Annotated in this window: 20 protein-coding genes; 10 read left to right on the plus strand and 10 right to left on the minus strand. The window is 68.6% G+C overall.

What is annotated here, in order from left to right:
- Positions 1 to 39 precede the first annotated feature (39 nt).
- Complete coding sequence (locus VD997_07355; GenBank protein ID HYE61798.1) at positions 40 to 1,884, minus strand: hypothetical protein; 1,845 nt, start codon at positions 1,882 to 1,884, stop codon at positions 40 to 42.
- A gap of 364 nt (positions 1,885 to 2,248) precedes the next feature.
- On the opposite strand from VD997_07355, the gene VD997_07360 reads away from it, so the two are divergent.
- Together VD997_07360 and VD997_07365 are read left to right on the plus strand one after the other, a co-directional pair.
- Positions 2,249 to 4,138: a hypothetical protein gene (locus VD997_07360; GenBank protein ID HYE61799.1), complete on the plus strand. Its 1,890-nt coding sequence runs from the start codon at positions 2,249 to 2,251 to the stop codon at positions 4,136 to 4,138.
- 193 nt (positions 4,139 to 4,331) lie between these two features.
- Positions 4,332 to 7,610: a M36 family metallopeptidase gene (locus VD997_07365; protein ID HYE61800.1), complete on the plus strand. Its 3,279-nt coding sequence runs from the start codon at positions 4,332 to 4,334 to the stop codon at positions 7,608 to 7,610.
- A 101-nt stretch (positions 7,611 to 7,711) separates the two neighbouring features.
- On the opposite strand, the gene VD997_07370 is transcribed toward VD997_07365, so the two are convergent.
- Both VD997_07370 and VD997_07375 read right to left on the minus strand, forming a co-directional pair.
- On the minus strand, positions 7,712 to 9,469 hold the full coding sequence (locus tag VD997_07370) for a tetratricopeptide repeat protein (GenBank protein HYE61801.1): 1,758 nt from the start codon (positions 9,467 to 9,469) through the stop codon (positions 7,712 to 7,714).
- On the minus strand, positions 9,466 to 10,587 hold the full coding sequence (locus VD997_07375) for a hypothetical protein (GenBank protein ID HYE61802.1): 1,122 nt from the start codon (positions 10,585 to 10,587) through the stop codon (positions 9,466 to 9,468). The genes VD997_07370 and VD997_07375 overlap by 4 nt, the downstream gene beginning before the upstream one ends.
- A gap of 117 nt (positions 10,588 to 10,704) precedes the next feature.
- Between VD997_07375 and VD997_07380 the strand changes: the two genes are divergently transcribed.
- Complete coding sequence (locus VD997_07380) at positions 10,705 to 11,694, plus strand: GDP-L-fucose synthase (GenBank protein HYE61803.1); 990 nt, start codon at positions 10,705 to 10,707, stop codon at positions 11,692 to 11,694.
- Between the two features lie 93 nt (positions 11,695 to 11,787).
- A complete protein-coding gene (locus VD997_07385) occupies positions 11,788 to 12,441 on the plus strand; it encodes a hypothetical protein (protein HYE61804.1) in 654 nt (217 codons plus the stop codon).
- A 1-nt stretch (position 12,442) separates the two neighbouring features.
- Here the strand turns inward: VD997_07385 and VD997_07390 are convergent, their stop codons facing one another.
- The 3 genes from VD997_07390 to VD997_07400 all read right to left on the minus strand — a co-directional run bounded on the left by VD997_07390 (position 12,443) and on the right by VD997_07400 (position 14,469).
- Positions 12,443 to 12,967 (minus strand): prepilin-type N-terminal cleavage/methylation domain-containing protein, encoded by a 525-nt coding sequence (locus VD997_07390; GenBank protein HYE61805.1) that lies wholly within the window; start codon positions 12,965 to 12,967, stop codon positions 12,443 to 12,445.
- Positions 12,968 to 13,162: 195 nt separating this feature from the next.
- Positions 13,163 to 13,708 carry a type II secretion system protein gene (locus VD997_07395; GenBank protein ID HYE61806.1) on the minus strand — a complete coding sequence of 182 codons (546 nt, stop codon included), beginning with the start codon at positions 13,706 to 13,708 and terminating at the stop codon, positions 13,163 to 13,165.
- Positions 13,709 to 13,932: 224 nt separating this feature from the next.
- On the minus strand, positions 13,933 to 14,469 hold the full coding sequence (locus VD997_07400; GenBank protein HYE61807.1) for a type II secretion system protein: 537 nt from the start codon (positions 14,467 to 14,469) through the stop codon (positions 13,933 to 13,935).
- A gap of 239 nt (positions 14,470 to 14,708) precedes the next feature.
- Here VD997_07400 and VD997_07405 point away from each other — a divergent pair, with 239 nt between their 5' ends.
- Positions 14,709 to 15,380 carry a TetR/AcrR family transcriptional regulator gene (locus VD997_07405; GenBank protein HYE61808.1) on the plus strand — a complete coding sequence of 224 codons (672 nt, stop codon included), beginning with the start codon at positions 14,709 to 14,711 and terminating at the stop codon, positions 15,378 to 15,380.
- Positions 15,381 to 15,402: 22 nt separating this feature from the next.
- On the plus strand, positions 15,403 to 16,503 hold the full coding sequence (locus tag VD997_07410) for an SRPBCC domain-containing protein (protein HYE61809.1): 1,101 nt from the start codon (positions 15,403 to 15,405) through the stop codon (positions 16,501 to 16,503).
- A gap of 103 nt (positions 16,504 to 16,606) precedes the next feature.
- Here VD997_07410 and VD997_07415 read toward each other — a convergent pair whose 3' ends face one another.
- Positions 16,607 to 17,152 (minus strand): hypothetical protein, encoded by a 546-nt coding sequence (locus tag VD997_07415; GenBank protein ID HYE61810.1) that lies wholly within the window; start codon positions 17,150 to 17,152, stop codon positions 16,607 to 16,609.
- Between the two features lie 176 nt (positions 17,153 to 17,328).
- Complete coding sequence (locus VD997_07420; protein ID HYE61811.1) at positions 17,329 to 18,021, minus strand: alpha/beta hydrolase; 693 nt, start codon at positions 18,019 to 18,021, stop codon at positions 17,329 to 17,331.
- A 122-nt stretch (positions 18,022 to 18,143) separates the two neighbouring features.
- Between VD997_07420 and VD997_07425 the strand changes: the two genes are divergently transcribed.
- Positions 18,144 to 19,646 (plus strand): serine hydrolase domain-containing protein, encoded by a 1,503-nt coding sequence (locus VD997_07425; GenBank protein HYE61812.1) that lies wholly within the window; start codon positions 18,144 to 18,146, stop codon positions 19,644 to 19,646.
- A gap of 64 nt (positions 19,647 to 19,710) precedes the next feature.
- Here the strand turns inward: VD997_07425 and VD997_07430 are convergent, their stop codons facing one another.
- Positions 19,711 to 21,426, minus strand: a complete 1,716-nt coding sequence (locus VD997_07430; GenBank protein HYE61813.1) for a glycine--tRNA ligase — start codon at positions 21,424 to 21,426, stop codon at positions 19,711 to 19,713.
- Positions 21,427 to 21,573: 147 nt separating this feature from the next.
- Between VD997_07430 and VD997_07435 the strand changes: the two genes are divergently transcribed.
- From VD997_07435 to VD997_07445, 3 genes are all read left to right on the plus strand, one after another.
- On the plus strand, positions 21,574 to 22,770 hold the full coding sequence (locus VD997_07435; GenBank protein HYE61814.1) for an FAD-dependent monooxygenase: 1,197 nt from the start codon (positions 21,574 to 21,576) through the stop codon (positions 22,768 to 22,770).
- 96 nt (positions 22,771 to 22,866) lie between these two features.
- Positions 22,867 to 23,703, plus strand: a complete 837-nt coding sequence (locus VD997_07440; protein ID HYE61815.1) for a sulfite exporter TauE/SafE family protein — start codon at positions 22,867 to 22,869, stop codon at positions 23,701 to 23,703.
- The gene (locus tag VD997_07445; protein ID HYE61816.1) at positions 23,700 to 24,092 is read left to right on the plus strand and encodes a DUF1634 domain-containing protein; all 393 of its coding nucleotides are present in this window, start codon (positions 23,700 to 23,702) and stop codon (positions 24,090 to 24,092) included. Before VD997_07440 ends, VD997_07445 begins: the two co-directional genes overlap by 4 nt.
- Positions 24,093 to 24,252: 160 nt before the next feature.
- On the opposite strand, the gene surE is transcribed toward VD997_07445, so the two are convergent.
- Positions 24,253 to 25,110, minus strand: coding sequence for a 5'/3'-nucleotidase SurE (gene surE, locus VD997_07450; GenBank protein HYE61817.1), 858 nt, complete (start codon positions 25,108 to 25,110; stop codon positions 24,253 to 24,255).
- Positions 25,111 to 25,290 lie beyond the last annotated feature (180 nt).

Raw genomic sequence — 25,290 nt, forward strand, 5'->3', positions numbered from 1 at the left:
CACCCGTGCAAACCCACGGCCGCACGCGCGACCGGAGCCTCAGCACGCCCCGCCGCCCAGAACACGGAAGAACGCCTCAATATCCTGGTCGGTGCCGGTGTCGCCGTCGCCGTTGTAGTCCGCCGAGGCGCACGTCTCGCAGCAGGTCCCCCCCAGGCAGGCGAAGAACGCCTCGATGTCCTGGTCGGTGCCGCTGTCCCCGTCCGCGTTGTAGTCCTGCACGCACGAAGCCACGTTCGAAATCACGAAGTCCATCAGGGCCGGCTCGCTCTTGCCGTGCAGCACCCACTGCTCGTACGCGATCTGCCCCTTGTCATTCGTCGTGTTTGCGTCCCGCAGGAACTCGATGTACTCCTTCGTCGTCGTCTGGTGGTACACCCTCACCTCGGCCCTCACCGCCCCCTCCGGCACCGTGTACACCGTGTCGTCCCAGTACTGCCCGTCCGGGTACGTGTAGTTGATCGGCTCCGCCTGCACGCTGGCGAACTCGACGTTGTTGAACCCCCGCGGCGGGATCCGGTTGTCCAGGAACCGCACGTTGTTCAGCGCGAAGTGGAAGCCCGGCCCCGCCGGACGCCCCGCCGCCGCCGCCACGTCGGGGCTCATCCCCAGCACCATCTCGTACACCTTGGTGTCGCCGGTGATCAGCTCCGCCGTCATCGGGTTGTAAGCCCCCCGCTCCGCCACCAGGTTCCCGCCCGCGTCCAGGAACTTCACGTTCACCCACATCCGCCGCCCCTCGGGGTACCCCGTCGGCAGCTTGTGCCCCGTCTGGTTGATCACCGTCACCGTCAGCTGGTTGCCCGCGGCTCGCAGCTCCACGTCCGACGCCGCCTGCAACATCGCCTCCGCCCGCGCGATCGATGCCTCCACCGCCTCCGCCGTCGTCCCCGTGATCGAGTCGTCGTACAGCGTCCGTATCGCCCGCAGCACCCACGTGTTCGCCCCGTTGAACTGGTGCTTGGGAAGGTCGGTCCGCACCGGCGTCTCGAAGATGGGATCACACCCGGTGCCCGTCCCCTTGGGCATGTGGCAGTCCTGGCACGTAGAGACCAGCGGGTTGTTCCCGCCAAACCGCCCGCCCATGTCGATCGGCCCCTCCGCGAAGTCGCTCTTGAGCCACTCGCTGTAGGTCCGCTCCACCGGGAACTGCTCGTACTTGTTGCCGCTGTCGTGGGGCGCATCCAGCGAGTTGAGCGCGTACGTCCCGTCCGGCTGCCTCGTGAACGCTGGATTGCTCACCTCGTGGCAGCTCGCGCACAGCGCCGAATCCCGATGGAATGGGCTCTGCAGCCACTGGTGCGGGTTCATCGTCAGGCGGAACGGCCCGCGCCGCCGGTCATTGGGATCAATCACCAGCTGCCCATTGCCGTCATTCACCGGCAGCTGCGCCACCCCAGCCAGCACGCCAACATCCTCCGGCGGGCTCACGCCGTCCTCGTACACCGGGTCCGTCATGCGGTGGCACACCGAGCACGACACACCCTGGGCCTCGACACCCAGGTCCGGGATGTCCCCGCCTGTCGGGTCGTTGTACCCGTTCAGGTGGGCCGCCGGGTTGTGGCACCGCAGGCAGAAGTTCCCCGCGAACGCCGCGTCCTGGTTCGCAATCGTCAGGCACGCGTGGAAGATCGGGTCCCGCCCCGCCTGCGCCATCATGCTCGCGGACCACGCGGTGTACGGCTCGTGCTCCGTGTCATACCCGCCGTGGCAGTTGGCGCACTGCGTCGCCGTGATCAGCGGCTGCACCATCTGCCCCGCCTGCGTGCCCGCCGCGTAGAAGTCGTTCCGCGTGGTGTTAATCCCCGCGAGCGCGATCGCCACTCCCACGGCCCCGCACGCCAAGACCCCCACCCAGGCGCTCTCCACGAACCTGCGACCCATGCCCACTCTCCTATAGGTCCTATAGGACCTCTTGGACCTATAGGGCCTACCGAAATGCCAATGCGCAACCTCCCCGCGAATGCGGAGCGGCCTCCAATACGAGCATCGGCCGATGCCGGATTGCAGACAAGCCGGCCATTGCAGGAAAAACCAAAATCACCCGGATTCCCGGACCCGCTCGCCCTCTCGCCCTTCCCCCAACCTCCCCCCCAGCACTCAGTCATGTGAAGACAGGGAACTTGCGCGCCGCCCAAAGCGGATCGTCCCACGCCGCGGGATTCCCTTTTGAGGGGTTCACCCGCGTGGTATGGTGGGCAGGAGCACCAGGTTGGGGTCTGATTCTGACTGGCCGGGAGGTCCCTCGATGAGCCACTGGACGCGTCGTTTGTCATTCGTACTGCTGTCCGCGCTCGGCGTGACCGCCCTCGCCCCCGTCGCGCACGCCCAGCTCGCCCGTGCCGAGCACCAGTACACCATCACTCTCGACCGAGTCGAGCAGATGCACGTCACCTCGCTCGGCCGCATCCTCGCCGGCGCCACGCCCCCCGCCACCCCCGCACCCGGCGGCTACCAGCCCCGCCTCTGCGACCAGATCGCCACGCACACCGGCGCCAGCTTCACCGGCGGCACCTACACGCTCCAGGGCGGCATGGGCGAAGGTGAGATGTTCGCCCAGACCTACACCGTCCCCGCCAATGAGTGGCCTATCAAGATTGTCCGCACCGAGTGCATCTTCGGCACGCAGAACGCCAGCGTCGCCACCGTCACCGAGTGGAGCGTGCTGTTCTACCAAGGCGTGCCCAGCGCGACCAACCCCCCGGTGGCCACCTTCTCCTCCGACGACGTCATCCTCCCCCACATCCGCATGAACCCGGGGACCAACGGCGTCAACGTGCAGTTCTCCATCGATCCCACCGACCCCGAGCAGCTCTTCATCCAGAACAACGGCACTAACCAGTTCACCGTTGCCTACCGCATCGACAACCACAACAACCAGACCGCCAACCCCTGCTCCACCCCGCCCCCTTCCAACTCCAACGCCTTCATCGCCACCGACAACACCCAGAGCCCCGCCCCCTGCAACCAGTACCCCGAGCTCCAGCAGCCCACGCTCAACTGGCTCTTCGGTCTCAACTGCGGCGGCAGCGGCTGCCCCAGCAACGGCGGCTGGGCCCGCTTCTCCGCCCTCCAGGGCGACTTCCAGTTCGGCAGCTCCTGCTTCCCAGGCTGCCGGCCCCACGGCGACGTCGTCATGCGGGCCGTCTGGTCCGGCGTCAACTGCCAGCCTGGCGTCGGCGCCTGCTGCATGCCCGACGGCCAGTGCGCCCAGATGACCGTCTCCGACTGCGGCACAGCCGGCGGCTCGTACGCCGGTGACGGCATCAGCTGCGCCAGCGCCAACTGCCCGCAGCCCCAAGGCGCCTGCTGCTTCAACACCGGCTTCTGCTCCGTCATCGGCCAGCAGGACTGCGTCGGCGCGGGCGGCACATTCGCCGGCGTCGGCACCCAGTGCGCCGGCCCCAACCAGAACCAGTGCCCCCTGGGCGCCTGCTGCCTCCAGGACGGCGCCTGCGCCACCGGCTTCACCCAGCAGACCTGCTCCGCACAGGGCGGCACCTTCCGCGGCACTGGCTCCAACTGTGACCAGCCCTGCCCCGCCCCCACCGGCGCCTGCTGCATGCCCAACGGCTTCTGCTTCCAGACGCAGCAGTCCAGCTGTTCGGGCGCGGGCGGCACCTTCTACGGCGCCGGCGTGCAGTGCCACAACGGCAATGCCTGCCCAACCGGCGCCTGCTGCCTCCCCGACGGCCAGTGCGTGAACGGCGTCTCCGCCGCCTCCTGTGCCAACCAGGGCGGCAACTACCAGGGCAATGGCACCAGCTGCGGCACCACCAACTGCCCCCAGCCCAACGGCGCCTGCTGCGCCCCCAATGGCTTCTGCTTCGTCACCTCCAACGCCACCTGCGCCGGCGCGGGCGGCTCCTGGAGCGGCCCCAACACCACCTGCGTAGACAACAACGGCAACTCGCAGCCCGACGCCTGCGAGCAGACCTCCAACTGCGGCCCGCAGGACTTCAACGGCGACGGCGACTCGGGCACCGACCAGGACATCGAGGCCTTCTTCGCCTGCCTGGGCGGAACCTGCTGCGATACCTGCTACGCGGGCGGCGCCGACTTCAACGGCGACGGCGACACCGGCACCGACCAGGATATCGAAGCCTTCTTCCGCGTCCTGGGCGGCAACCCCTGCTAGACCGCCGCAAGCAGGAACCGCGACCGTCAGGGAGCGATACGGCCGCGCTCGGCGGCCGTGCTCGGCGAAGGGCCCCGGAACCACCCGCTCCCAGGGGCGTACAGGCGTTCTTCCCGGGGAACTCTCCCCTGATGTGGTACGTTGTTCAGCACGTCCGTTCACGTTCCCGTCCTGCAAGCAAGGGGTATTGAGAATGGGGTTCGATTCCGTCCGCCGTGCCTTCACGCGCCCGCTGTGGTCCCCCGTCGTGGCCCTCGCCATCGCCGGCCTGCCGCTGGCCCTGCCCACGCAGGAAGCCGCCGCCCAGGTCGCCCCCACCCCCGAGCAGGCCGGCCTGCCCTTCTTTGACTACCGCCTCGACGCCGACGAGCTCCCCACCGCCCGCGTCCTCGAATCCCTCAAGCAGGCCCGCGGCAACAACCTCGCCGCCGACGCCCGCGCCGCCGAGGTCCTCCGCCTCGAGGGCTTCATCCCCCTCCTCACCATCGACAACGACACCGTCTACGGCACCCCCAAGTACATCCGCTCCACCGCCACCTTCCTCACCGGCGAGTCAAAGCTCTCCGGCCCAGAGGTCGCCGCCAAGTTCGTCGCCGACCACCCCGCGCTCTTTGAGATCTCGCGCGACGAACTCGCCAAGGCCCGCGTCTCCCGCGACTACCGCACCCAGCACAACGGCGTCCGCCACCTCACCTTCACTCAGCAGATCAACGGCGTCGACCTCTTCCAGGCCGAGCTCCGCGCCAACGTCATGCCCGACGGCCGCCTGATCAACATCGGCTCCACCATGCTCCCGCGCCCCGCCGCGGACTTCGCGGTGAAGGCCCCCACCCTCACCGACGCCCAGGCCATCGACGCCGCCGCCCGCCACGCCGGCGTCCCCCTCACCACACCCTGCACGCCGCGCACCGACGCCCAGGGGCCCAACCAGAAGCGCCTCTGGAACAACTCCCCCGACCTACGCCCCGACGAGCCCGTCACCACCGAGCTGCTCTACTTCGCCGCCACGCGTGACGACATCCGCACGGCGTGGAAGGTGGTGATCCCGGTCAAGGGCATCGGCCACACCTACGACGTCATTGTCGATGCCAACACCGGCGAGCTGCTGTGGCGGCACGACTGGCTCTGCTTCGCGACCACCCAGCCCATCACCTTCCGCATCTACACCAGCGACTCGCCCGCCCCCGGCTCACCCGGCACGCCCACGCCCGACGGCTTCCAGTTCCCCTTCGTGGAGAGCCAGCTCGTCACCGTCACCCCCGCGATGATGCAGACCTACTCCCCCAACGGCTGGATCAACGACGGGGGGATGGAGACCATCGGCAACAACGCCGCCGCGCACCTGGACCGCGACGGCTCGCCCAACGTCGCCGACTCGCCCCGTCCCAACGGCGGCCCCGGCCGCGTCTTTGACTTCACCTACGACGTCAACCTGGAGCCCACCTCCAGTGTCACGCAGCAGCACGCGGCCGTGACGCAGCTCTTCTACTGGGCCAACTGGTACCACGACCAGCTCTACGCCCTGGGCTTTGACGAGGCTGCGGGCAACTTCCAGACCATCAACTTCAGCGGGATGGGCGTGGGCAACGACGCCGTCATCTGCGACGCCCAGGACGGCAGCGGCACCAACAACGCCAACTTCAGCAACACCCCCACCGACGGCGGCACCGGCCGCTGCCAGATGTACATCTTCACCGGCCCCACCCCCGACCGCGACGGCGACCTCGACGGCGACATCGTCTTCCACGAGCTCACCCACGGCACGTCCATCCGCCTGCACGGCGGCCTCACCGGCACCCAGCCGCAGAGCATGGGCGAGGGCTGGGGCGACTTCCTGGGCCTCTCCCTCAACTCCCACCCCACCGACGACGTCGACGCCGTCTACGCCATGGGCGCGTACGCCACCCGCCAGTTCTTCAGCGCCAGCTACGAGACCAACTACTACTACGGCATCCGCCGCTACCCCTACAGCACCAGCTTTCAGAAGAACCCGCTCACCTACATCCACATCAACAGCGTGGCCACGCTCCCCTCCGACGTCCCTCGCAACACAGGCATTCCCAACACGCCCAACCAGGTCCACAACGCCGGCGAGGTGTGGTGCAACGCCCTCGTCGAAGGCCGCGCCGCGATGATCCGCCACCACGGCTTCGCCGGCAATCAGCGCATGCTCCTCAACGTCGTTGACGGCATGAAGAACGGCGCCGCCAACCCCAACTTCCTCCAGGCACGCGACGCCGTTATCCAGTCCAACATGGTCAACCATGGCGGGGCCGACCGCTCCCGCCTGTGGCAGGCCTTCGCCCGCCGCGGCATGGGCGTCTCCGCTCAGTCGCCCAACGGCGCTTCCACCACCGGCATCGTTCAGGCGTTCGACACCCCCCAGTTCGTCACCTTCAGCTTCCCCGCCGGTGACCCGCCCACGCAGCTGCAGCCGGGCATCCCCACCACCGTCCGCATCGACATGGCGCCCACCGACCTCGAGCTCACCCCCAACACCCAGGTCATGCGCATCTCTGTCAACGCGGCCCCCTACCAGGCCCTGCCCATGACCCTCGTCTCCGGCAACACCTTCGAGGGCGTCATCCCCGGGCAGCCTTGCGGCGCCAACGTCGCCTTCTACTTCGAGACCGGCACCAGCGCCGGCGACCGCACCTACCCCACCAACGCCCCCGCCACCCGCTTCAACGCCGCGGTCTTCAGCCAGGAGAACACGCTGCTCTCCGAGGGCTTCGAGGCCGGCACCGCCGGCTGGACCAGCACCATGGTCCGCACCCCCGGCACCACCCAGCCCCTCACCGGCCAGTGGGAGCGCACCACCGCCCCGATTGCCACCGCCGCCGCGCCCGGAGCGGCCCACGCCGGAACCGCCCTGTGGGTCACGCAGAACGGGCTCGCGGGCGGGGCGGTCGGCGCCGCCGACGTCGACGCGGGCACCACCACGCTCACCAGCCCCGTGATGGACTTCTCCACCGCCGCCGACGCCATCGTCTCGTACTGGCGCTGGTTCAGCAACAACCAGGGCGTCGTCGATGACGCCATGACCGTCGAAGTCTCCAACAACGGCGGCACGAACTGGGTCGTGGCCGAGACCCTCAGCGGCAACCGCGCCGCCGGCTGGAACCAGGCCTCCTGGACGCTCGGCTCCGTCGGCCTCGCGCCCACCTCTCAGGTCCGCCTCCGCTTCATCGTCCCCGACACGGGCTCCGCGTCGGTTGTCGAGGCCGCGCTCGACGACATCCTCATCACCTCCCGCACCTGCAACAGCACCGGCGGCTGCGGCCCGCAGGACTTCAACGGCGACGGCGACAGCGGCACCGACCAGGACATCGAGGCCTTCTTCGCCTGCCTGGGCGGCTCCTGCTGCCCCGCCTGCTGGCCCGGCGGCGCCGACTTCAACGGCGACGGCGACACCGGTACCGACCAGGACATCGAAGCCTTCTTCCGCGTCCTGGGCGGCAACCCCTGCTGACTCTCGGGTGGAGCACTCGCTCCGCGAGTGCTGACGGCCGCGCCTCGCGGCCCTACCCAAATCCCTAGCCCCACCAAAGACCCGCCCCACGGCGGGTCTTTTCACTCCCCCACCATCTCCACCACCGCACGCTCGAACCGGCGCGCGAACCCGGGCCCATCCATCAGCGGCGAACGCTCCACCATACCCCGCAGCCCGCCCCGGAGCGTCCGCAGCCGCGCGCCATCCCCCGCCAGCCCCGCCGCGATGTCGACGAACTCCGCCTCGCTCCGCGCCACCAGCTCTGGCAACCCCACGTTCGTCAGCAGCGACACGCCCACCCGCGAGGCGTGCCGGTCACCCGCGAGCGTCACCACCGGCACCCCCATCCACAGCGCTTCGCACGTGGTCGTCGTGCCGTGGTAGGGGTATGTGTCGAGCGCGATGTCCACCTGCCCGTACACCGCCAGGTGCCCGGCCGTCTCCTGCACCGGGCCCAGGAACTCCACCCGCGCGCCCTCCACACCCTGCGCCTCGAACCGTCCGCGCACGTGCTCGCGCATGGCCGGCTCGTCGAACCCGTGGCTCTTGAGCAGCAGCCTCGCCCCCGGCACCCGCTTGAGCACGCCGCTCCACAGCCGCACCGTCGAGTCGCTGATCTTCTTCACCGTGTTGAACGACCCGAACGTCACCGTTCCCCTCGAGACGCACGCCCCCTCGCCCACCGCGGGCGAACCCGTCGGCGGGCTGAAGCACAGGAAGCAGGGGTCCAGCCGCACCAGTTTCTCGGTCGCCATCCACTCGCTGCCCACCGGATCGGTGAGCGAGTCCACCAGCCGGAACTGCATCCCGGCGATGCCCGTTGTGTTCGGGTACCCCAGGTACGACGCGTGCTTCACCGCGACCCGCCGGTGCACCACCGGCAGGATGCCGCCCTTGGTGTGCCCCGCCAGTTCGATCAGCAGGTCCAGCCCATCAGCACGGATGGCGGCGACCACCCCGTCCAGCGAGCTCGCCGGCACGTCGCGCCAGTGCTCGGGCAAGCCCCGCAGCACGCCGGTCATCGCGTCCCCGCTCTTCTGCGTGCTGTACGCGAACAGCTCGATCTTGGACCGGTCCACGTGCTCCAGCAGCGCCCGCGCGAAGAACGCCACGGAGTGCTCCCGCAGGTCCGGCGAAAGCACCCCCACCCGCACCCGCCGCCCGCCCCTCGCTCCCGCCGCCGGCCCGCCCGCCACTCCGCCGCTTGGCGCCGGGTAGTGCCGCGTCAGCACCTTCCCGTACCGCCGGTGCGCCTCCAGAACCTGCTCGGCGCTCAGCGTGTCCACATAGTTGGACAGGAACGCCGCCGTCCCCAGCAGCCGCAGGTCCGTGGGGAGGCGCATGATCGCGCCCTCCAGCAGCCCCACCGCCTCCGCGTTCTGCCCGGTGGCGTGCAGGGCCAGCGCAAGGTTGTACAGCAGCTCCACGTTCCCCGGGAACTTCGCCAGCGCCTCCCGCCCCCGCCGCACCGCCTCCATGAAGCGCCCGAAGTGCGTCGCGATCTCCCCCTCCAATGAGCACAGCTCGGCCCACTGCGGCGCGAGCCCCTTCGCCCCGTCCACCACCGCCAGCGCCTCCTCCACCGTCCCCTTGTACATCAGCGTGCGCGCCAGGTTCGCCCGCATGGGCGCCGAGTCCGGCCGCAGCGACACCGCCCGCCGCGCCTCCGCCACCGCCTGCTCGAACGCACCCTCTCCCAGCAGCAGGTACGCGTGCAGGCTCGCCACGTCCGCATCCTGCGCATGCCCCTGCGCCAACGCCGCGCACGCCCGCAGCGCACCCGCTCGATCCCCCGCTTGCAGCAGCGCCCTCACCGGCCCGGTCAGCACATCACTCACGGCTCTCTCTCCGCCACATCGAACACCACCGCCCGGTGCTGCCCCTCTTGAAGGTCAAGCACGTCATACTTCCGCGCCCGCAGATCCGGCCCTACGAACGCCTGGTCGATCGCCACCACCGGCCACTCCCGCGGGTACGTCGCCGAGATCCCCCGCCCCGCCTGATCAAACGCGTTCGCCATGCTCCCCACGATCTCACTGAGCGACGCCGAGCCCCGCGGCGTATTGAAGTCCCCCACGATCACGTCCGGCGAAGGGAACCCGTGCTCCAGCGACACCGGCCGGTCCATCCCGTCCCCCGCCCGCTCGAACGCCGGCCCCTCGAACTCCGCCAGCCGCTTGGCGCCCTGCCGCATCACTACCCACCGCGACAGGTTGAAGTCGCTCGGCAGGTCCAGCGCCCACACCACCGTCGTCCGCCCCAGCGCCCCGCGCGTGTCCAGCTCCACGAACACCGCCTGCCCCTCGTCCTGCACCACGTACCCCCCGCCCCGCCAGATGAACGCCCGCGCCTTCGCCCCCTGGATCCCCAGCCCCGTTCCCGCCCACCGCAACACCGGGTACCGCGACACCACCGTGAACCGCTCATACCGCACGGCGTACGTCGCCCCGCCCTCCACGCTCATCGCGCCCCGCACCGCTCCCCAGTTCACCGTCCCCGGCGCGTTCGCCACCACCAGCACCGCCGGCCCCACCGCGCCGACGTGGTCCGCCAGGTACTCCGTCTGCGAGGGGTTCCAGTACATGAACCGCACCGCCGCACCGCCCGGATTCGTTCCGACGCGCGGCAGGTACCGCTGCACGTGGTACTCCGCCACGCACACCCACGCGAGGACGCCCACCCACAACCCCCACGCCAGCCTCCGCGCCCGCGCCGCCGGTGGGCGCGACCCCAGCGAGTCCGCTCCTGCCAAGCCCCGCGCCTTCCGCGCCAGCCCCGAAGACACCAGCAGCAGCACCGCCGCACCCATCAGCACCGCCGGCGACGGCACCCAGAACAGGTACTGCGACCACTCCAGCTCATCGCTCCACCACCGCCCAAAGCACCACGCCCCCAGCACCAGCAAGGCGCCAAGAGTCATCATCCACGACAGCGTCCGCACGATCGGGTGGCCCACGCCCCGAGTTTATGGGGCTCCCCGGTGGCCCCGGTCTCCCGACCGGGGTTCTTTCTCATCACGCACCGATCCTCAAAGGTTGATCCGCCCCCACTCTGAGCGAACATTCACCACAGCATGACCACGCCCCCTCCATCACCCCTCGCCGCCAGCCGCATCCTCGTCACCGGCGGCGCCGGTTTCATGGGCCGATTCGTCAAGCAGGCCCTCCTCGCCCGCGGCGTGCCCGAGTCCCACATCTTCATCCCACGCCGCAAGGACTTTGACCTCACCGAGAAGATGGACGTCGCCCGCCTCTTCCGCGCCGCCTTCGCCCCCCACAAGGTCGACGTCGTCCTCCACCTCGCCGCGGAGGTCGGCGGCATCGGCGCCAACCGCGCCAACCCCGGGCGCTACTTCTACGCCAACATGGCCATGGCCCTGCACCTCATCGAGCAGGCCCGCATCGACGGCCTCGCTGACCGCGCCGGCAAGTTCGTGCAGGTCGGCACCATCTGCTCCTACCCCAAGTTCACGCCCGTTCCCTTCAACGAAGCAGAACTCTGGAACGGCTACCCCGAGGAGACCAACGCCCCCTACGGCGTCGCCAAGAAGGCCGCGTGGCAGATGCTCGACGCCTACCGCATGCAGTACGGCCTCCGCTCCGCCTACGTCCTCCCCGTCAACCTCTACGGCCCCCACGACAACTTCGACCTCGAGTCTTCCCACGTCATCCCCGCCCTCGTCCGCAAGTGCGTCGAGGCCCAGCGCCGCGGCGACAAGCAAATCGTCTGCTGGGGCACCGGCTCCGCCAGCCGCGAGTTCCTCTATGTGCAGGACGCGGCCGAGGGTGTTGTCCGCGCCGCCGAGGTCATGAACGACCCCACGCCCATCAACCTCGGCGCCAGCTTCGAGATCACCATCAAGGACCTCGTCGAGCTCATCGTGAAGCTCACGGGTTTCAAGGGCGACATCGTCTGGGACTCCACCAAGCCCGACGGCCAGCCCCGCCGCTGCCTCGACACTACCCGCGCCCAGCAGCTCCTCAACTGGAAGGCCCGCACCCCTTTCGACGACGGCCTCCGCGCCACCATCGAGTGGTACCGCTCCCACAGCGCGGGTGCCTGACCGCCACGAAGACCGCCCGCCCCGGGGTCCGGAAACAGCGCCGCGTCAGCAAAAGCCATGGGCAAATCCGGACCCGTCGGTACACTGCCGCCCATGCTGCTGCCCCGCCGACACTGGACGCCGCGTTACGTCGCCAACCGCTTCAACTGGGAGCTGTGGCAGCGCCGCAACCCAACGCTGCCCTGGCTCGTGCCGGGAGCCGTCGAGTTCCTGCACCAGTACCTCCGCGACTCCGACCTCATGGTCGAGTTCGGCTCCGGCCGCAGCACCGCCTGGTTCGCCCGCCACTGTGGGCACGTCATCAGCATCGAACACCACGCCGGCTGGCACGCCACCGTCTTGCAGCGCCTCAAGGACGCCGGTCACACCAACGTCGACTACCTCCTCATCGACGAGCCCGAGGACCACAGCGGCGACATCCGCATCGGCGCCCTCCGCAACAACGAGCGCTACGTCCGCGCCGCCGAGCCGGTGCTCAAGGGCCGCAAGCTCGACGTCGTGCTCATCGACGGGATGATCCGCGACCAGTGCGCCCACTGGGCCCTCGATCACCTCAAGCCCGGCGGCCTCTTCATCCTCGACAACGCCAACGTCTACCTGCCCAGCAAGTCCCGCACCCCCGGCTCCGTCGGCGCCCAGCCCCTCACGCCACTCTGGCAGCAGTGGCTCGACCGCACCGCCCACTGGCGGCGCGTCTGGTACTCCTCGGGCGTCACAGAGACCATGCTCGCCTTCGCAGCCGCCTGATTCAATCCACCCACCGGCGCGCCGACCCGTTCCAGTACACCACGTTCCGCTGCTCCTCGTGCACCTCCCCCTGGTCCCAGTACAGCGGCAGGCCGGGGTTCATCTCGTACCGCCGCAGCCCCACCGCGGGCTTGAGCTTCGCCAGGTCCAGCCCCGTGGGCGGCGGGTCCATGTAGTACACCGCCAGGTACGTGTACGCCGAGAATGGCTCGTGCTCGGGCACGCTCGCGCCCGTTTTGTCCGCCGGGCACCGCCACGCCCGTCCCGGAAGCTCGAACTCCCGCACCGGCTTCTCCGGCATCACTACCGGCAGCCGGCGGTAGCCATCCGCGTACACCCGCGCGCTCAGCTGGATCTCCCGCAGCTGCGCCAGGCACCGCAGCGACCGCGCCGTCACCCGCGACCGCCCGATCGAGGCGAGCATCAGCCCCACCAGCACGCTGATGATCAGCAGCACCACCAGCAGCTCGACAAGCGTGAAGCCCGCCCGCGATCGGCCGCCTACCCATCCCGACGTACTCGACACAACAACGGCCCCGCAGGGCCCAACGTGGCGTGGGTCACACATCCGCCAGCTCCAGTTGACCCACATGCCCGCGCTTCCGCGCGGCCGCCGCTCACCAGAACAATGACCCATCCGCCCCGCTGTCTTGCAGCAAACGTTCGCTCGCTGCCCCCAAGGGTTCCCTCATTCGATGCGCGACATCACTCCCGGTTCCGCTCACTCCCAGCCCCGCCGCTCCGCCCCGCCATGCCAATACACGACATTCCGGTCCTTCTCGTGGTTCTCGTCCCGGTCCCAGAACAGCGGCAGCTTGGGGTTGTTCTCGTACTTCCGCAGCCCGTTCCTGGGCTTCAGCAGGTGCAGCACCATCCCGCTCGCCGGCGGGTCCATGTACAGCGGCGCCAGGTACGTGAAGGACGAGTACGACACGGTGCTCATCGGTGTGTTCGCAGCCTGCCTGTCCTCCGGGCACCGCCAGCTCGTCGCTTTCAGGTCGTACACCGGGATCGACAGGTGCATCACGTTCACCGGCAGCGTGCGGTGCTCGTCCGCGTAGATCCGCGTCGTCAGCTGCAAGTTCCGCAGCTTGGCCAGGCAGCTCACCGACCGCGCCGCCAGCCGCGACTTGGCCAGCCCCGGCGAGATCAGCGAGACCAGCACGCCGATCACTGCCACGCTCACCAGCAGCTCGATCAACGTAAACCCGCGCAACGCGCGCACCGCCACCACCCTGCCCCGCCCGGGGCGCTTGAGCTCATCCATGGCTATGTGTCTCCGGGGGGGCCGTGTTCCAGCCCCGCTTCGCCGCCGCCCCCCGCGTCCGCATCTGAACGCTCAAGGGGCCTGTCGATCGGCGGCTCCCACTCTCCATGCGTCGTCGCGCCTCAAGGCTCCCAGAATCCCGGATTAGCGCTCTCGCGCCCGTCCTCGCACCTCCCCCGTCCACCCGGGCCCCACCACACTCGGGGCGCGGGGCCGTCCCCGCCTCACCAGTCCTTCCGCCTCGCGCTCCCGTTCCAGTACACCACGTTCCGCGCCTGGTCGTGCCAGCCCTCAAAGTTCCAGAACAGCGGCAGGTTGGGGTTGTTCTCGTACTTCCGCAGCGCCACGTGCGGCTTGAGCTGCACCAGCGCATACGGATAGCCCGGCGGGTCCATGTAGATCGGCGCCAGGTACGTGTACGACGAGTACGGCACATTCCCCGGAGCCGCGGCCTTGCGTACCCGGTCCGCCGGGCAGTGCCACACATTCTCCGGCATCTCCAGGTCCTTCAGCACATCGTCCTGGTCCGCGACCGGGAACGTGCGGTACTCATCCGCGTACACCCGCATCGCCACGTGCAGGTTGTGCAGCCGCGACAGGCACACGCTCGCCCGCGCCGCCTCCCGTGACCTGCTCAGCCCCGGCAGCAGGATCGCGATCAGCATCGCGATCACCGCGACCACCACCAGGATCTCGATCAGCGTAAAGCCCGGGAACGCCCTCCTGACGCCCGCCGGGCACCGGCCACGGTTCGTCTCCATGGGTGCCTCGGTGCCAGGTTGTTTGGTGCAGTTTCCGTCGCACACCCCTGGCGATGCACACAAGGCAGCCCACCCCTGAACGGCTGCTGGTGGAAGCCCTGAACTTGATCCAACCGGCTTCTCTCATGAGGTCGGGTCGACCCCGCCTGACGCCCTCAGGAGCCGGTTTCCTCCCCGAACATCCGCTCAGAATCCCCTTGACAGCCGGTCCATTTTGTGGTTGATTGATCGTTCAACCAATGGCCCAAACCCCCCAGCCATCCACCGCCAGCACGACCCCACCCACCCACGGCGAGCCCCTCCCCACCCGCACCCGCATCCTCGAGGCCGCCCGAAGGCTCTTCCACGAGCAGGGTTACGCCGCCACCGGCATCGCCACCATCCTCCGCGAGGCCGACGTCAACTCCGGCTCCCTCTACCACTACTTCCCCTCCAAGGAAGCCCTCCTCGCCGGCGTGCTCGAGCACTACGTCGAGCTCCTCCGCCCCGTCGTCATCGGCCCCGCCGAAGAGCGCGAGCAGGACGCCATCGAACGCGTCTTCAACCTCCTCGCCTGGTACCGCCACGGCCTCGAGCTCACCCGCTGCACCATGGGCTGCCCCGTCGGCAACCTCGCCCTTGAGGTCGCCGACTCCCACCCCGAGGTCCGCCCCCTCATCGACCTCAACTTCCGCAACTGGGTCTCCGCCGTGGAGTCCTGGCTCGCGGCCGCGGGCGACCGCCTTCCCGCTGCCTGCAACCGCCGCCAGCTCGCGCAGCTCGTCCTCACCGTCATGGAGGGCGGCATCATGCAGTCCCGCGCCGCCTCCACCCTCGAGCCTTACGACGCCTCGGTCGCCCAGCTCCGCACTTATTTCGACCTGCTGCAGGAAGAAGCCCGCAAGGCCGCGCCCCAAACCCACCCGCACTGACCCTCACCACAAGGAGAGCACCATGCCCCGCACCGCCCTCATCGTCCTCGCCGCCGCGCTCACCGCCTCTGCCGCCTTCGCACAGGAGAATGCCGCCCGTCCTGACCCCTCGAAGGCCGCGGCATCGATCACCGTCAACACCGCGCCCATCGTGCACGAGATCGAGCTCAACGCCCCCATCGAGAAGGTGTGGGAAGTCTTCACCACCCCCGAGGGCTGGAAGCTCTGGGGCGTCGCCAAGGCCGAGATCGACCTCCGCGTCGGCGGCCTCATCCGCACGCACTACAGCCCCAAGGGCGAGCTCGTCGACGACGGCGCCATCCACAATCAGATCATCGCGTACGAGCCCGGGCGCGTCTTCGCCTGGCGCATCGCCAAGCCGCCCAAGAACCTGCCCTACCAGAACGCGGTGAAGGACGTCTGGTCCGTCGCCACCCTCACCGACCTGGGCGATGGCCGCACGCGCCTGCGCCTGGCCATGTGCGGCTACACCGCCGACAACGAGTCGCAGAAGATGCGCGCCTTCTTCGACCAGGGCAACGCGTGGTCGCTCAAGAAGATGAAGGACAACCTCGAGAAGTCGCTTGCCACCACGCCCGCCGCGAACGCCGCCGTGCCAGCAGCGACACCAGCAAAGCAGGCCACCCCCGCCAACCCCCTCGACCCCATCATTCTCGAAACCACCGTCAAGGCCACGCCCCGCGAAGTCTGGGAGTGCTGGACAACCAGCAAGGGCATGGAGTCCTTCCTCACCAGGGCCAACATCGACCTCCGCATTGGCGGCCCCTTCGAGATCTACTTCGGCGGCGACGACGTCCCAGCCGGCCAGCGCGGCAGCGAAGGCTGCACCATCCTCAGCTACGAGCCCGAGAAAATGCTCAGCTTCACCTGGAACGCCCCGCCCAAGTTCGGCGACCTCCGCGCCCGGCACACCTGGGTCGTCCTCATCATCGAGCCCCACGGCCCGCACGGCTCCAAAGTCACCCTCAAGCACTACGGCTTCGCCGAGCAGAACGCCGCCACCTCCGGGCACGACGCCGACTGGAAGTCCCTCCGCGAGTACTTCGCCAACGCCTGGCCCACCGTCCTCACCGCCCTGCGCCAGAAGTACGAGCCAAAGTGATTCTCCCCGGGTACCCCGCCGCTCCGCGGCGGCGCCTTCATCTCACCGCACGTTAGATTCCGGCAGCCGCGCGTCGCTCGAGCCCCCGGCCCGGCACCCCGTGCTAACCACACTGCGGTAGCACCGATCTCCACGCCTCGGGTGACCGCTGATCGAGCACCGCGACCTCGATCCGCTGGTCACTCGGTACATCGCACGGTGGCACTGAGTTATCAACTTCCAGAAGTTCCCCTGTTGCGCTCATGTCCAGTATCTGCCCGACGGGCCCTGTCGAGACAATCGTCCAGAATCTCGGATACCGGGCCGGAGCGCCCTCAGATTCGCGGGGGAGCTCTACTTCGAATAAGGAGTGCGAGTTGAGGTAAACCCCGCCCCCGTGCCCATCATGAAGGATGATGGCATCGGCATCGCAGTCGATGGATTGAGCGGGTGTGATCCGGACCGCCTCGATCTCTATAACGAGGTGCTTCGACGCCGAGGCCTCCTGCGCTACGTTTTCCTCGAGCTGCTCCTTCTGCATCGCCCGGTCGACCACCCATCCGAACGCGAAGACGAGAAGCACCGCGCCAACAAGTACGCTGGCGCACGAGCCCACAGCTGAGACCGTGGTGTCGCGCCGGATGAGGTTGAATGCGACCACAACGAGCACGAAACCGACGATCGCGCACGCCAGCGTTCGCCAGATCGGCGGGGCAGTACTCCGGAACACCGCCTGCCGCGCGTCATGGGTCCATGCGCGGTCTTGCGCTGACGACCCGTACTCATCAATGCGCATGGGGGCATGCCGCTCAAGCGTATCACAACGACCGACTGAGGCCCTCGCCTCTACCGCGACGCCGCCCGCTCCATCACCTCCGCAAGAAACGCGTTCACCTCCGCCGCGTGCGTCACATTGACCAGGTGCCCGCCCCCCTCCACCACTCGGTCCGGCGTCACCCGCCCAACCGGGATCACGCGGTCGCGCGAGCCGTGCACCTCCCACACCGGCACCCCCAGCCGCTCCACATTGATCCCGGGCCACCGCGCCATCGCGCCGTAGCTCCACAGCGCAAAGCGGGCATCGACGCGCCGCGCCAGCTCCGCCACCACCCGCTTTCCCTCGGCGTTCAGCGGCCCCAGCAGCCACCGCCCGCTCTGGATCAGCGGCACCCGGATCGGCTGCAGCACCCGCGCTGGCGCGTACGGCGCCAGCCACGCCAGCCCCCGCAGCACCGGCCGGACCCCCCGCGCCGTGCGCGAGGCCGCGATCAGCACAACGCCGCGCACCTCCATCCGCGCCCGCAGGTGCTGCACCATCTCCAGAGCCACGTGCCCGCCAAAAGAGATGCCGCCGATCACCACCGGCCCTGCGCCGCCCACCGTCGCGGCCATGCGCCCCGCGTACTCCGCCAGCGTCTCGCCCCGCACGTGCGGAATCCACTCAACGACCTCAAGCTCCGGAAACGCCCCCCGCTGCGGCGCGTACATGAACCCACGCGCACCCAGCCCCGGCAGCATCACCAGCCGCACCTGATCCATCCCGAAAGTAGACCCTACCGACGCGAACTCACGCTCATGCAGAATGGCTTGCGGCCAAACCCACGATGCTGGTACCCTCCCCCCCGCCGGCGGGGTGGCGCAAGGCGCTAGGGAGTTCTCCGATGAGTCCTTTGCGGCCGCTCTGGATCGCTGTCGTCGCGCTCGTGTTCTGCCTGCTGTCGGCCCCCGCCCTCGCGCAGCCCAAGTACACCGACACCCGCGACATCCCCAACACACCCGCGTACGCCCGCGCCCAGGAGTTCGCCCTCATCGCGACCGCCGGGGACGAGGCCAGGTTCAAGGCCTTCGTCGAGAAGCAGTTCGCGCCCGACTTCCGCGAGGCCTTCCCCATGGACCGGCACCTCGCGTTCTTCCGCGCCATCATGGAGCAGACCAGCGGCGCCCTCGAGGTCTACGGCGCCCGCAGCTACGAGCCCGCCCGCCCCAGCACCGCCGCGGTGCTCATCGTCCGCAACGCCCTCGCCGAGTCCTGGCACGCCGTGGCCCTCGAGGTCGAGGACGAGGCCCCCCACCGCATCACCACCCTCAACTTCCAGCGGGCCCGCCCGCCCTCGGACCTCCCCAAGCTCGAGCAGCTCAGCCCCTCGCAGCTGGGCGAGAAGCTCGGCGCCTACGCCGACAAGCTCGCCGCCCGTGATGCCTTCAGCGGCACCGTCCTGCTCGCAAAGGACGGCAAGGTGCTCGTGGAGCGCGCCGTGGGCGTCGCCAACCGCGACTTCAACGCCCCCGTCACCATCGACACCAAGTTCAATCTCGGCTCCATGAACAAGATGTTCACCGCCGTCAGCGTGATGCAGCTGGTGGAGAAGGGCAAGCTCTCCCTCGACGACACCCTCGCCAAGCACCTCGACGACACCTGGTGCTCGCAGGAGGTGCTCGACAAGGTCCAGATCAAGCACCTGCTCACCCACACCTCGGGCCTGGGCAGCTACTTCAACGAAACCTTCGACAAGTCCTCCCGCGCCCGCTTCCGCAAGGTGGCCGACTTCAAGCCGCTCACCCGCGACGAGACCCTCCAGTTCGAGCCCGGCACGCAGTGGAAGTACAGCAACACCGGCATGCTCCTCGCCGGCGCCGTGATCGAGAAGGTGAGCGGCATGGACTACTTCGAGTACGTCCGCAAGAACATCACCGGCCCCGCCGGCATGACCGCCACTGAGTGCTACGACCTGGACAAGTCCAACCACAACCTCGCCGTGGGCTACGTGCGCACCCGCACCCCCGAGGGCAAGGTCGAGTACATCAACAACCTCTACACCCACGTCATCCGCGGCGGCCCCGCCGGCGGCGGCTACTCCACCGCCCCCGACCTGCTCCGCTTCGACCAGGCCATGCGCTCCGGCAAGCTCGTCTCCGAGGCCTCCCTCAAGCAGCTCTGGACCGCCCACCCCGAGATCGCGTCCAAGAACTACGGCTATGGCTTCTTCGTCGAGAACTCGCCCGCGGGCCGCGTCGTCGGCCACTCCGGCGGCTTCACCGGCGTCTCCGCCGACCTCACCATGTACCTCGACGAGGGCTACACCGTCATCGTCATGGCCAACCTCGGCTCCTCCGCCGAGATGATCAAGCAGCGCGCCAGAGAACTCATCGCCCAGGGCCGGTGAGGCGAGCGTTCTCTAATTAACTCAAGTGCACGAAGGCACGACCGCCACCGCGGCCGTGCCTTTTTTACATCCCCAGCTTCTCGGACAGGAACGCCGCCACCTGCCCGATCCCGATCCGCTGCTGCGAGCCCGTGTCGCGGTCGCGCACCGTCACTGTCTGGTCCTTCAGCGTGTCGCCGTCGATGGTGAAGCAGAACGGGCACCCCGCCTCGTCCATGCGGGCGTACCGCTTGCCGATCGACTGCTTCGCGTCCGTCTCGATGAACCCATTCCGCCCGAACTTCGCGTACAGCTCGTCGCTCAGCTTCTCCGCCACCTCCGGCATCCCGTCCTTATCTACCAGCGGGAACACCGCCGCCTTGATCGGCGCGATCCGCGGGTGGAACTTCATGATCTCAGGGCTCGGCCGGCTCTCGTCCTTCGTGTACGCCTCGCACAGCAGCGCGAGCACGCCGCGGTCCAGCCCCGCCGCGGGCTCGATGCAGTGCGGGATGTACTTCTCGCCCTTCTTGCCCCCGTTGGGCAGCGTCTCGCCGCGGGTGGTGTCGAAGTACTCGAGCTTCTGCCCGCTGTGCTTCTGGTGCTGCGTCAGGTCGTAGTCCCCCCGGTGCGCGATCCCCTCCAGCTCCCCGAACCCCGGCGCCGTGAACGGGAACCGGTACTCCACGTCGCTCGTCCCCACCGAGTAGTGCGACAGCTCATCCTTCTCGTGCTCGCGCAGGATCAGGTTGTCGCCCTTCAGCCCGATCGACTGCCACCACTCCATGCGGAAGTCCCGCCAGAACTTGTACCACTCGCTCGATTCGCTCGGGTGGCAGAAAAACTCCAGCTCCGCCTGCTCAAACTCGCGCGAGCGGAACGTGAAGTTCCTCGGGGTGATTTCGTTGCGAAAGCTCGTGCCGGTGTTGCCGATGCCGAATGGCACCTTGACACGAGTAGTGTCAACGACGTTCTTGAATTGGACGAAGATGCCCTGCGCGGTCTCGGGACGCAGGTAAACCTTGTTCTCCTCATCGAAGATCGCACCAGTGTACGAGATGAACATCAGATTGAACTGGCGAGGCTCTGTGAGGACGCCTTTTTTAGCGGAGTACGGGGATGGGATCTCCGCCGCTCGCGCCTTGAGCATCTCCATGGAGACTGCCCGAACTTCGAACGCTTCTTCTCCACGCCCCACATCTGCGAGCACCAGTGCAGACTGGGCACCCGCCATCATCCCTGCCACCCGGATCGATTTGATGCGGTTGTTTCGTTGCAGCCTCTTGTCAGTAAGGAGTTGCTCCAGCGCTTCTCCTTCGGTTGATGCGATGACGGTGCAGACGGGCGGCAGCCAACCTGCGAGGTCGCTGGCCACCTCTTGGAAGGCAGGCTTATGCATATGCCCTTCGATTGAGACACCCCCAAACAGCCCCTTCAAGTGATCCGCCCGGAACCGCTGCTTCGTCTCCTTGTCATCCACCATCGGATCGTTGAAACCGCCGACGTGCCCGCTCGCCTCCCACACCCTGGGATGCTGCACGATCCGCGTCTCCACCGGCACGCACCGCACCTTCTCCCCGCTGGGCCCCTTCCGCCCCCAGCACGGGTTCATGATCATGTCCTGCCACCACGCCTCGCGCAGGTTCTTCTTCATCTGCGCGCCCAGCGGCCCGTAATCCCAGAACCCGTTGATCCCCCCGTAGATCTCGCTCGCCTGGTAAATGAACCCGCGACGCTTGCAAAGCGCCATGATCGCGTCCATCGACTTGGGTGCACTCTGCTGCGTCGCGCCGTCCGACATCGGGGAACCTCCTAAGGCCCCGATGATAGGGACCACCTGCTCCCATCAGACCTAGAGGTCCTCGTCGACCTCGACGACCTACCTGTCCCACCCCCGCATCACCACGCGCTCACCGCCACCTCACCCCCACCCCCCAATCTCCACCTGATGCACACCCGCAAAGCCCTCATCGTTGGCGGCGGGTTCGCCGGCCTCGCCGCCGCACTCGCCCTCGAGAAAGCCGGCCTCGAGCCCCACGTCTTCGAGAAGAACCCAGAGCCCACCGAGCTCGCCGCCGGCGTCTCCCTCTGGGGCAACGCCATCCGCGCCCTCACCAAGCTCGGCCTCGCCCGCAAGGCCATCGACGCCGGCGACATCATCACCACCGCCACCCTGATGAACTCCCGCGGCCGCATCATCTCCACCTGCAACATCGGCGAGGCCGACCGCGCCCTCGGCTACCCCAGCATCGTCATCCACCGCCAGGACCTCCTCCGCATCCTCTGCGACGCCCTCGACCCCGCCCGCCTCACCTGCAACGCCGCCGCAACCCACGTCCGCCAGGTCCAGGGCCAATCCAGCAACACCCAGCTCGGCGGGCGCGTCATCCTCCACACCAGCGACGGCCACCACCACACCGCCCCCGTCCTCATCGGCGCCGACGGCAACCGCTCCCTCGTCCGCACCCAAACCCTCGGCGAGGAACAACTCCGCTACTCCGGCTACACCTCCTGGCGCGGCGTGCTCGAGTTCCCCACCTCCCGCTGGCCCAGCGGCCACGCCGCCGAAGTCTGGGGCCGCGGCCAGCGCTTCGGCATCACCCGCCTCGACAAGCACCGCATGTACTGGTGGGCCACCCGCAACGCCCCCGCCACCGACCCCACACACAAGCACGACGCCACCGCCCACGCGGCGCTTCTCACGTTCTTCAAGGCATGGGTCGACCCTATCCCCGACCTCATCCGCCTCACCGACCCCGCCACGATCATCCGCACCGACATTTACGACCGCAAACCCAGCAAGCGCTGGGGCGCCGGCCGCGTCACCACCATCGGCGACGCCGCGCACGCCCCCACGCCCAACCTCGGCCAGGGCGCGTGCATGGTGATCGAGGACGCCGTGGTGCTCGCCAAATGGCTGGGCGAAGCCGCCGCGGGCCGCCTCGAAGTCCCCGCCGCGCTCCGCGCCTACGAGAACGAGCGCTACGCCCGCACCACGATGGTCACCAAAGTCTCCTGGCGCCTCGGCGCGGTCGGCCAATGGACCAACCCCGTCGTCTGCGCGGTGCGCGACTTCGTCACCAGCCTCACGCCCCAGTTCATGTTCCTCCAGAACCACAAGAGCGTCGTGGGCTTCGAAGCCTGACCGCCAACGAGCCCGACGCGCAAGCGAGGGTCTTCTCCGCGCCCCTATATGTCCTCGCGGACCTAGCCGACCTACTCCCCGCTATCCTGCCCCCCGTTGGACACCTCCACCTTCACCCTCCTCATCTTCCTCGCCTCCGCCGCCGCCGGCCTCCTCGGCTCACTCACCGGCCTGGGCGGCGGCGCCATCATCGTCCCCCTCCTCGTCGTCGTCTTTGACGTTGACCTCCGCTACGCCATCGGCGCCTCCCTCATCGCCGTCATCGCCACCAGCTCCGGCGCCGCGGCCGCCTTCGTCAAAGAAGGCTTCACCAACGTCCGCCTCGCCATGCTCCTCGAGGTCGCCACCACCATCGGCGCCCTCATCGGCGCCTTCCTCGCCGCCCGCACCGCCCCCGCCACGCTCTCGATGATGCTCGGCGCGATCCTCCTCTGGACCGCGTGGAACTCCCTCCGCCCGCCCAAGCCCCACCCCATCGACACCAACCCCGACTCACTCGGCAACCGCCTCAAACTCGCCGGCACCTTCCCCACCAAGGACGGCCCGCAGCCCTACTCCGTGCACCACGTGCCCCTTGGCTTCACCCTCATGCTCGGCGCTGGCACCCTCTCCGCCATGCTCGGCATCGGCAGCGGCGTCCTCAAAGTCCTCGCCATGGACCGCCTCATGCGCGTTCCCTTCAAGGTCTCTACCACCACCAGCAACTTCATGATCGGCGTCACCGCCGCCGCGTCCTCCGGCGTCTACCTCTCCCGCGGCCAGATCGAGCCCGGCCTCGCCGGCCCCGTCGCCCTGGGCGCCCTCGCCGGCTCATTCGCCGGCGCACGCCTGCTCCACAAGCTCCAAACCAAGTGGCTGCGCATCATCTTCGCCTCCATGGTCATCCTCGCCGGCGCACAGATGATCTACAAGGGAGCCACCGGCAACCTGTGAACAACACCACGCCAACAACCCCGCCTACACCACGACGCGATCTCGAGGCCGGACTCTCGCGCCTGCTCTCCATCTGCGTCCTGCTCGCCGCCACCGTCGGCCTTATCGGCATCGCCCTCTACCTGCCCGCCCACAGGGGCACGCGCGCCGACCTCTCCACATTCACCCCCCAGCCCGACCACCTCCGCCAGCCCACGCAAATCCTCGAGCACGCCGCCACCCTCGACCCCACCGCCATCCTCCAGCTCGCCGTCGTCCTCCTCATCCTCACCCCCATCCTCCGCGTCATCTTCTCCCTCGCCATGTTCGCCACCAAACGCGACTGGCTCTACGTCACCATCACACTCGTCGTCCTCTGCGCGCTCGCGGCAGGCCTGTTCGTGAAGTAATCCGACCCCCTCCCCCGTGGGGGGAGGGCTGGGGAGGGGTTGGCGAACGACTTATGGTGCGCGCAGAACACCTCTCGCCGAAATCCCACATCCCACATCCCACATCCGCCTTCCGCCTTCCCACTTCCCACTTCCCACTTCCGACTTCCGACTTCCAACCTCACCCGCCCCCCACCACCCCCGCCCAATACCCCACCCGCTCCCGCCGCGTCAGATCAAACGTCAGCGGCGTCACTGTGATCGCCCCCCGCATCAACTCATCCACATCCGACCCCGCGTCCGTCCCGCGGAAGTCCAGCCCCCCACCCGCCGCCCAGTAGTACACATCCCCGCTCGGGCTTACCCGCCGCTCGTACTTGTCCACCAGCCCGTGCACGTTCATCGGGCACACCTTCACCGCCGGCATCGGCCCCGCCGCCGCTGACTCCCCGCGCGAGTACGACGCCGTGTCGTACTTGGACTTCTTCTTCCCCCCGGGCCACTCCTCCTCACACAGCGGCAGGTTGATGCTCAAACACTCGTGCGCCCCCGGCAGCCCCTGCCGCAGCAGCAAGTCGATCGTCCGCCGCGCCCACGCCGCGGCCACGTCCCACTTCGGCCGCCCGCTCCCCAGCCGCAGGCTCACCGCGATCGACGGCACCCCCAGAAACGCCGCCTCCAGCGCCGCGGCCACCGTCCCCGAGTAAATCACATTGATCCCGCAGTTCGCCCCCGCGTTCATCCCGCTGATCAACAGGTCCGGCCTCGACCCCTCCCCGAACTGCTCCGGCCAGATGTTCGCCACCGCCACCTTCACACAGTCCGCCGGCCGCGCATCCACCGCGACGCCATGCATGTGGTCCGCCACCTGCACCTCGCTCCGCATCAGCGGCTGATGGAACGTCACCCCGTGCCCCGTCGCCGACTGCACCGTCAGCGGCGCCACCGGGTACACCGTCCCGATCCCCGCCAGCGCGTCGTACATCGCCACAATCCCCGGCGCCCGGATCCCGTCGTCATTCGTCAGCAGCACTCGCATACGCCCACCGTAGGGCAACCGTGCCTCGCTCGATGCCCCGTCTCCGCACGCATGCCTGGATGCCCCTGCCTCGATGCCTTCTTCCCACCCGCGCTACCGGCCGCCCATCACGCCATGAGCTGTCGGACAATGTTCGACGCGCACGGTCGTCCTCGCTGCTTTTCATACCGCCGCCCCTAC

It is taken from the genome of Phycisphaerales bacterium, from assembly GCA_035627955.1.
Classification (GTDB): Bacteria; Planctomycetota; Phycisphaerae; order Phycisphaerales; family UBA1924; genus JAEYTB01.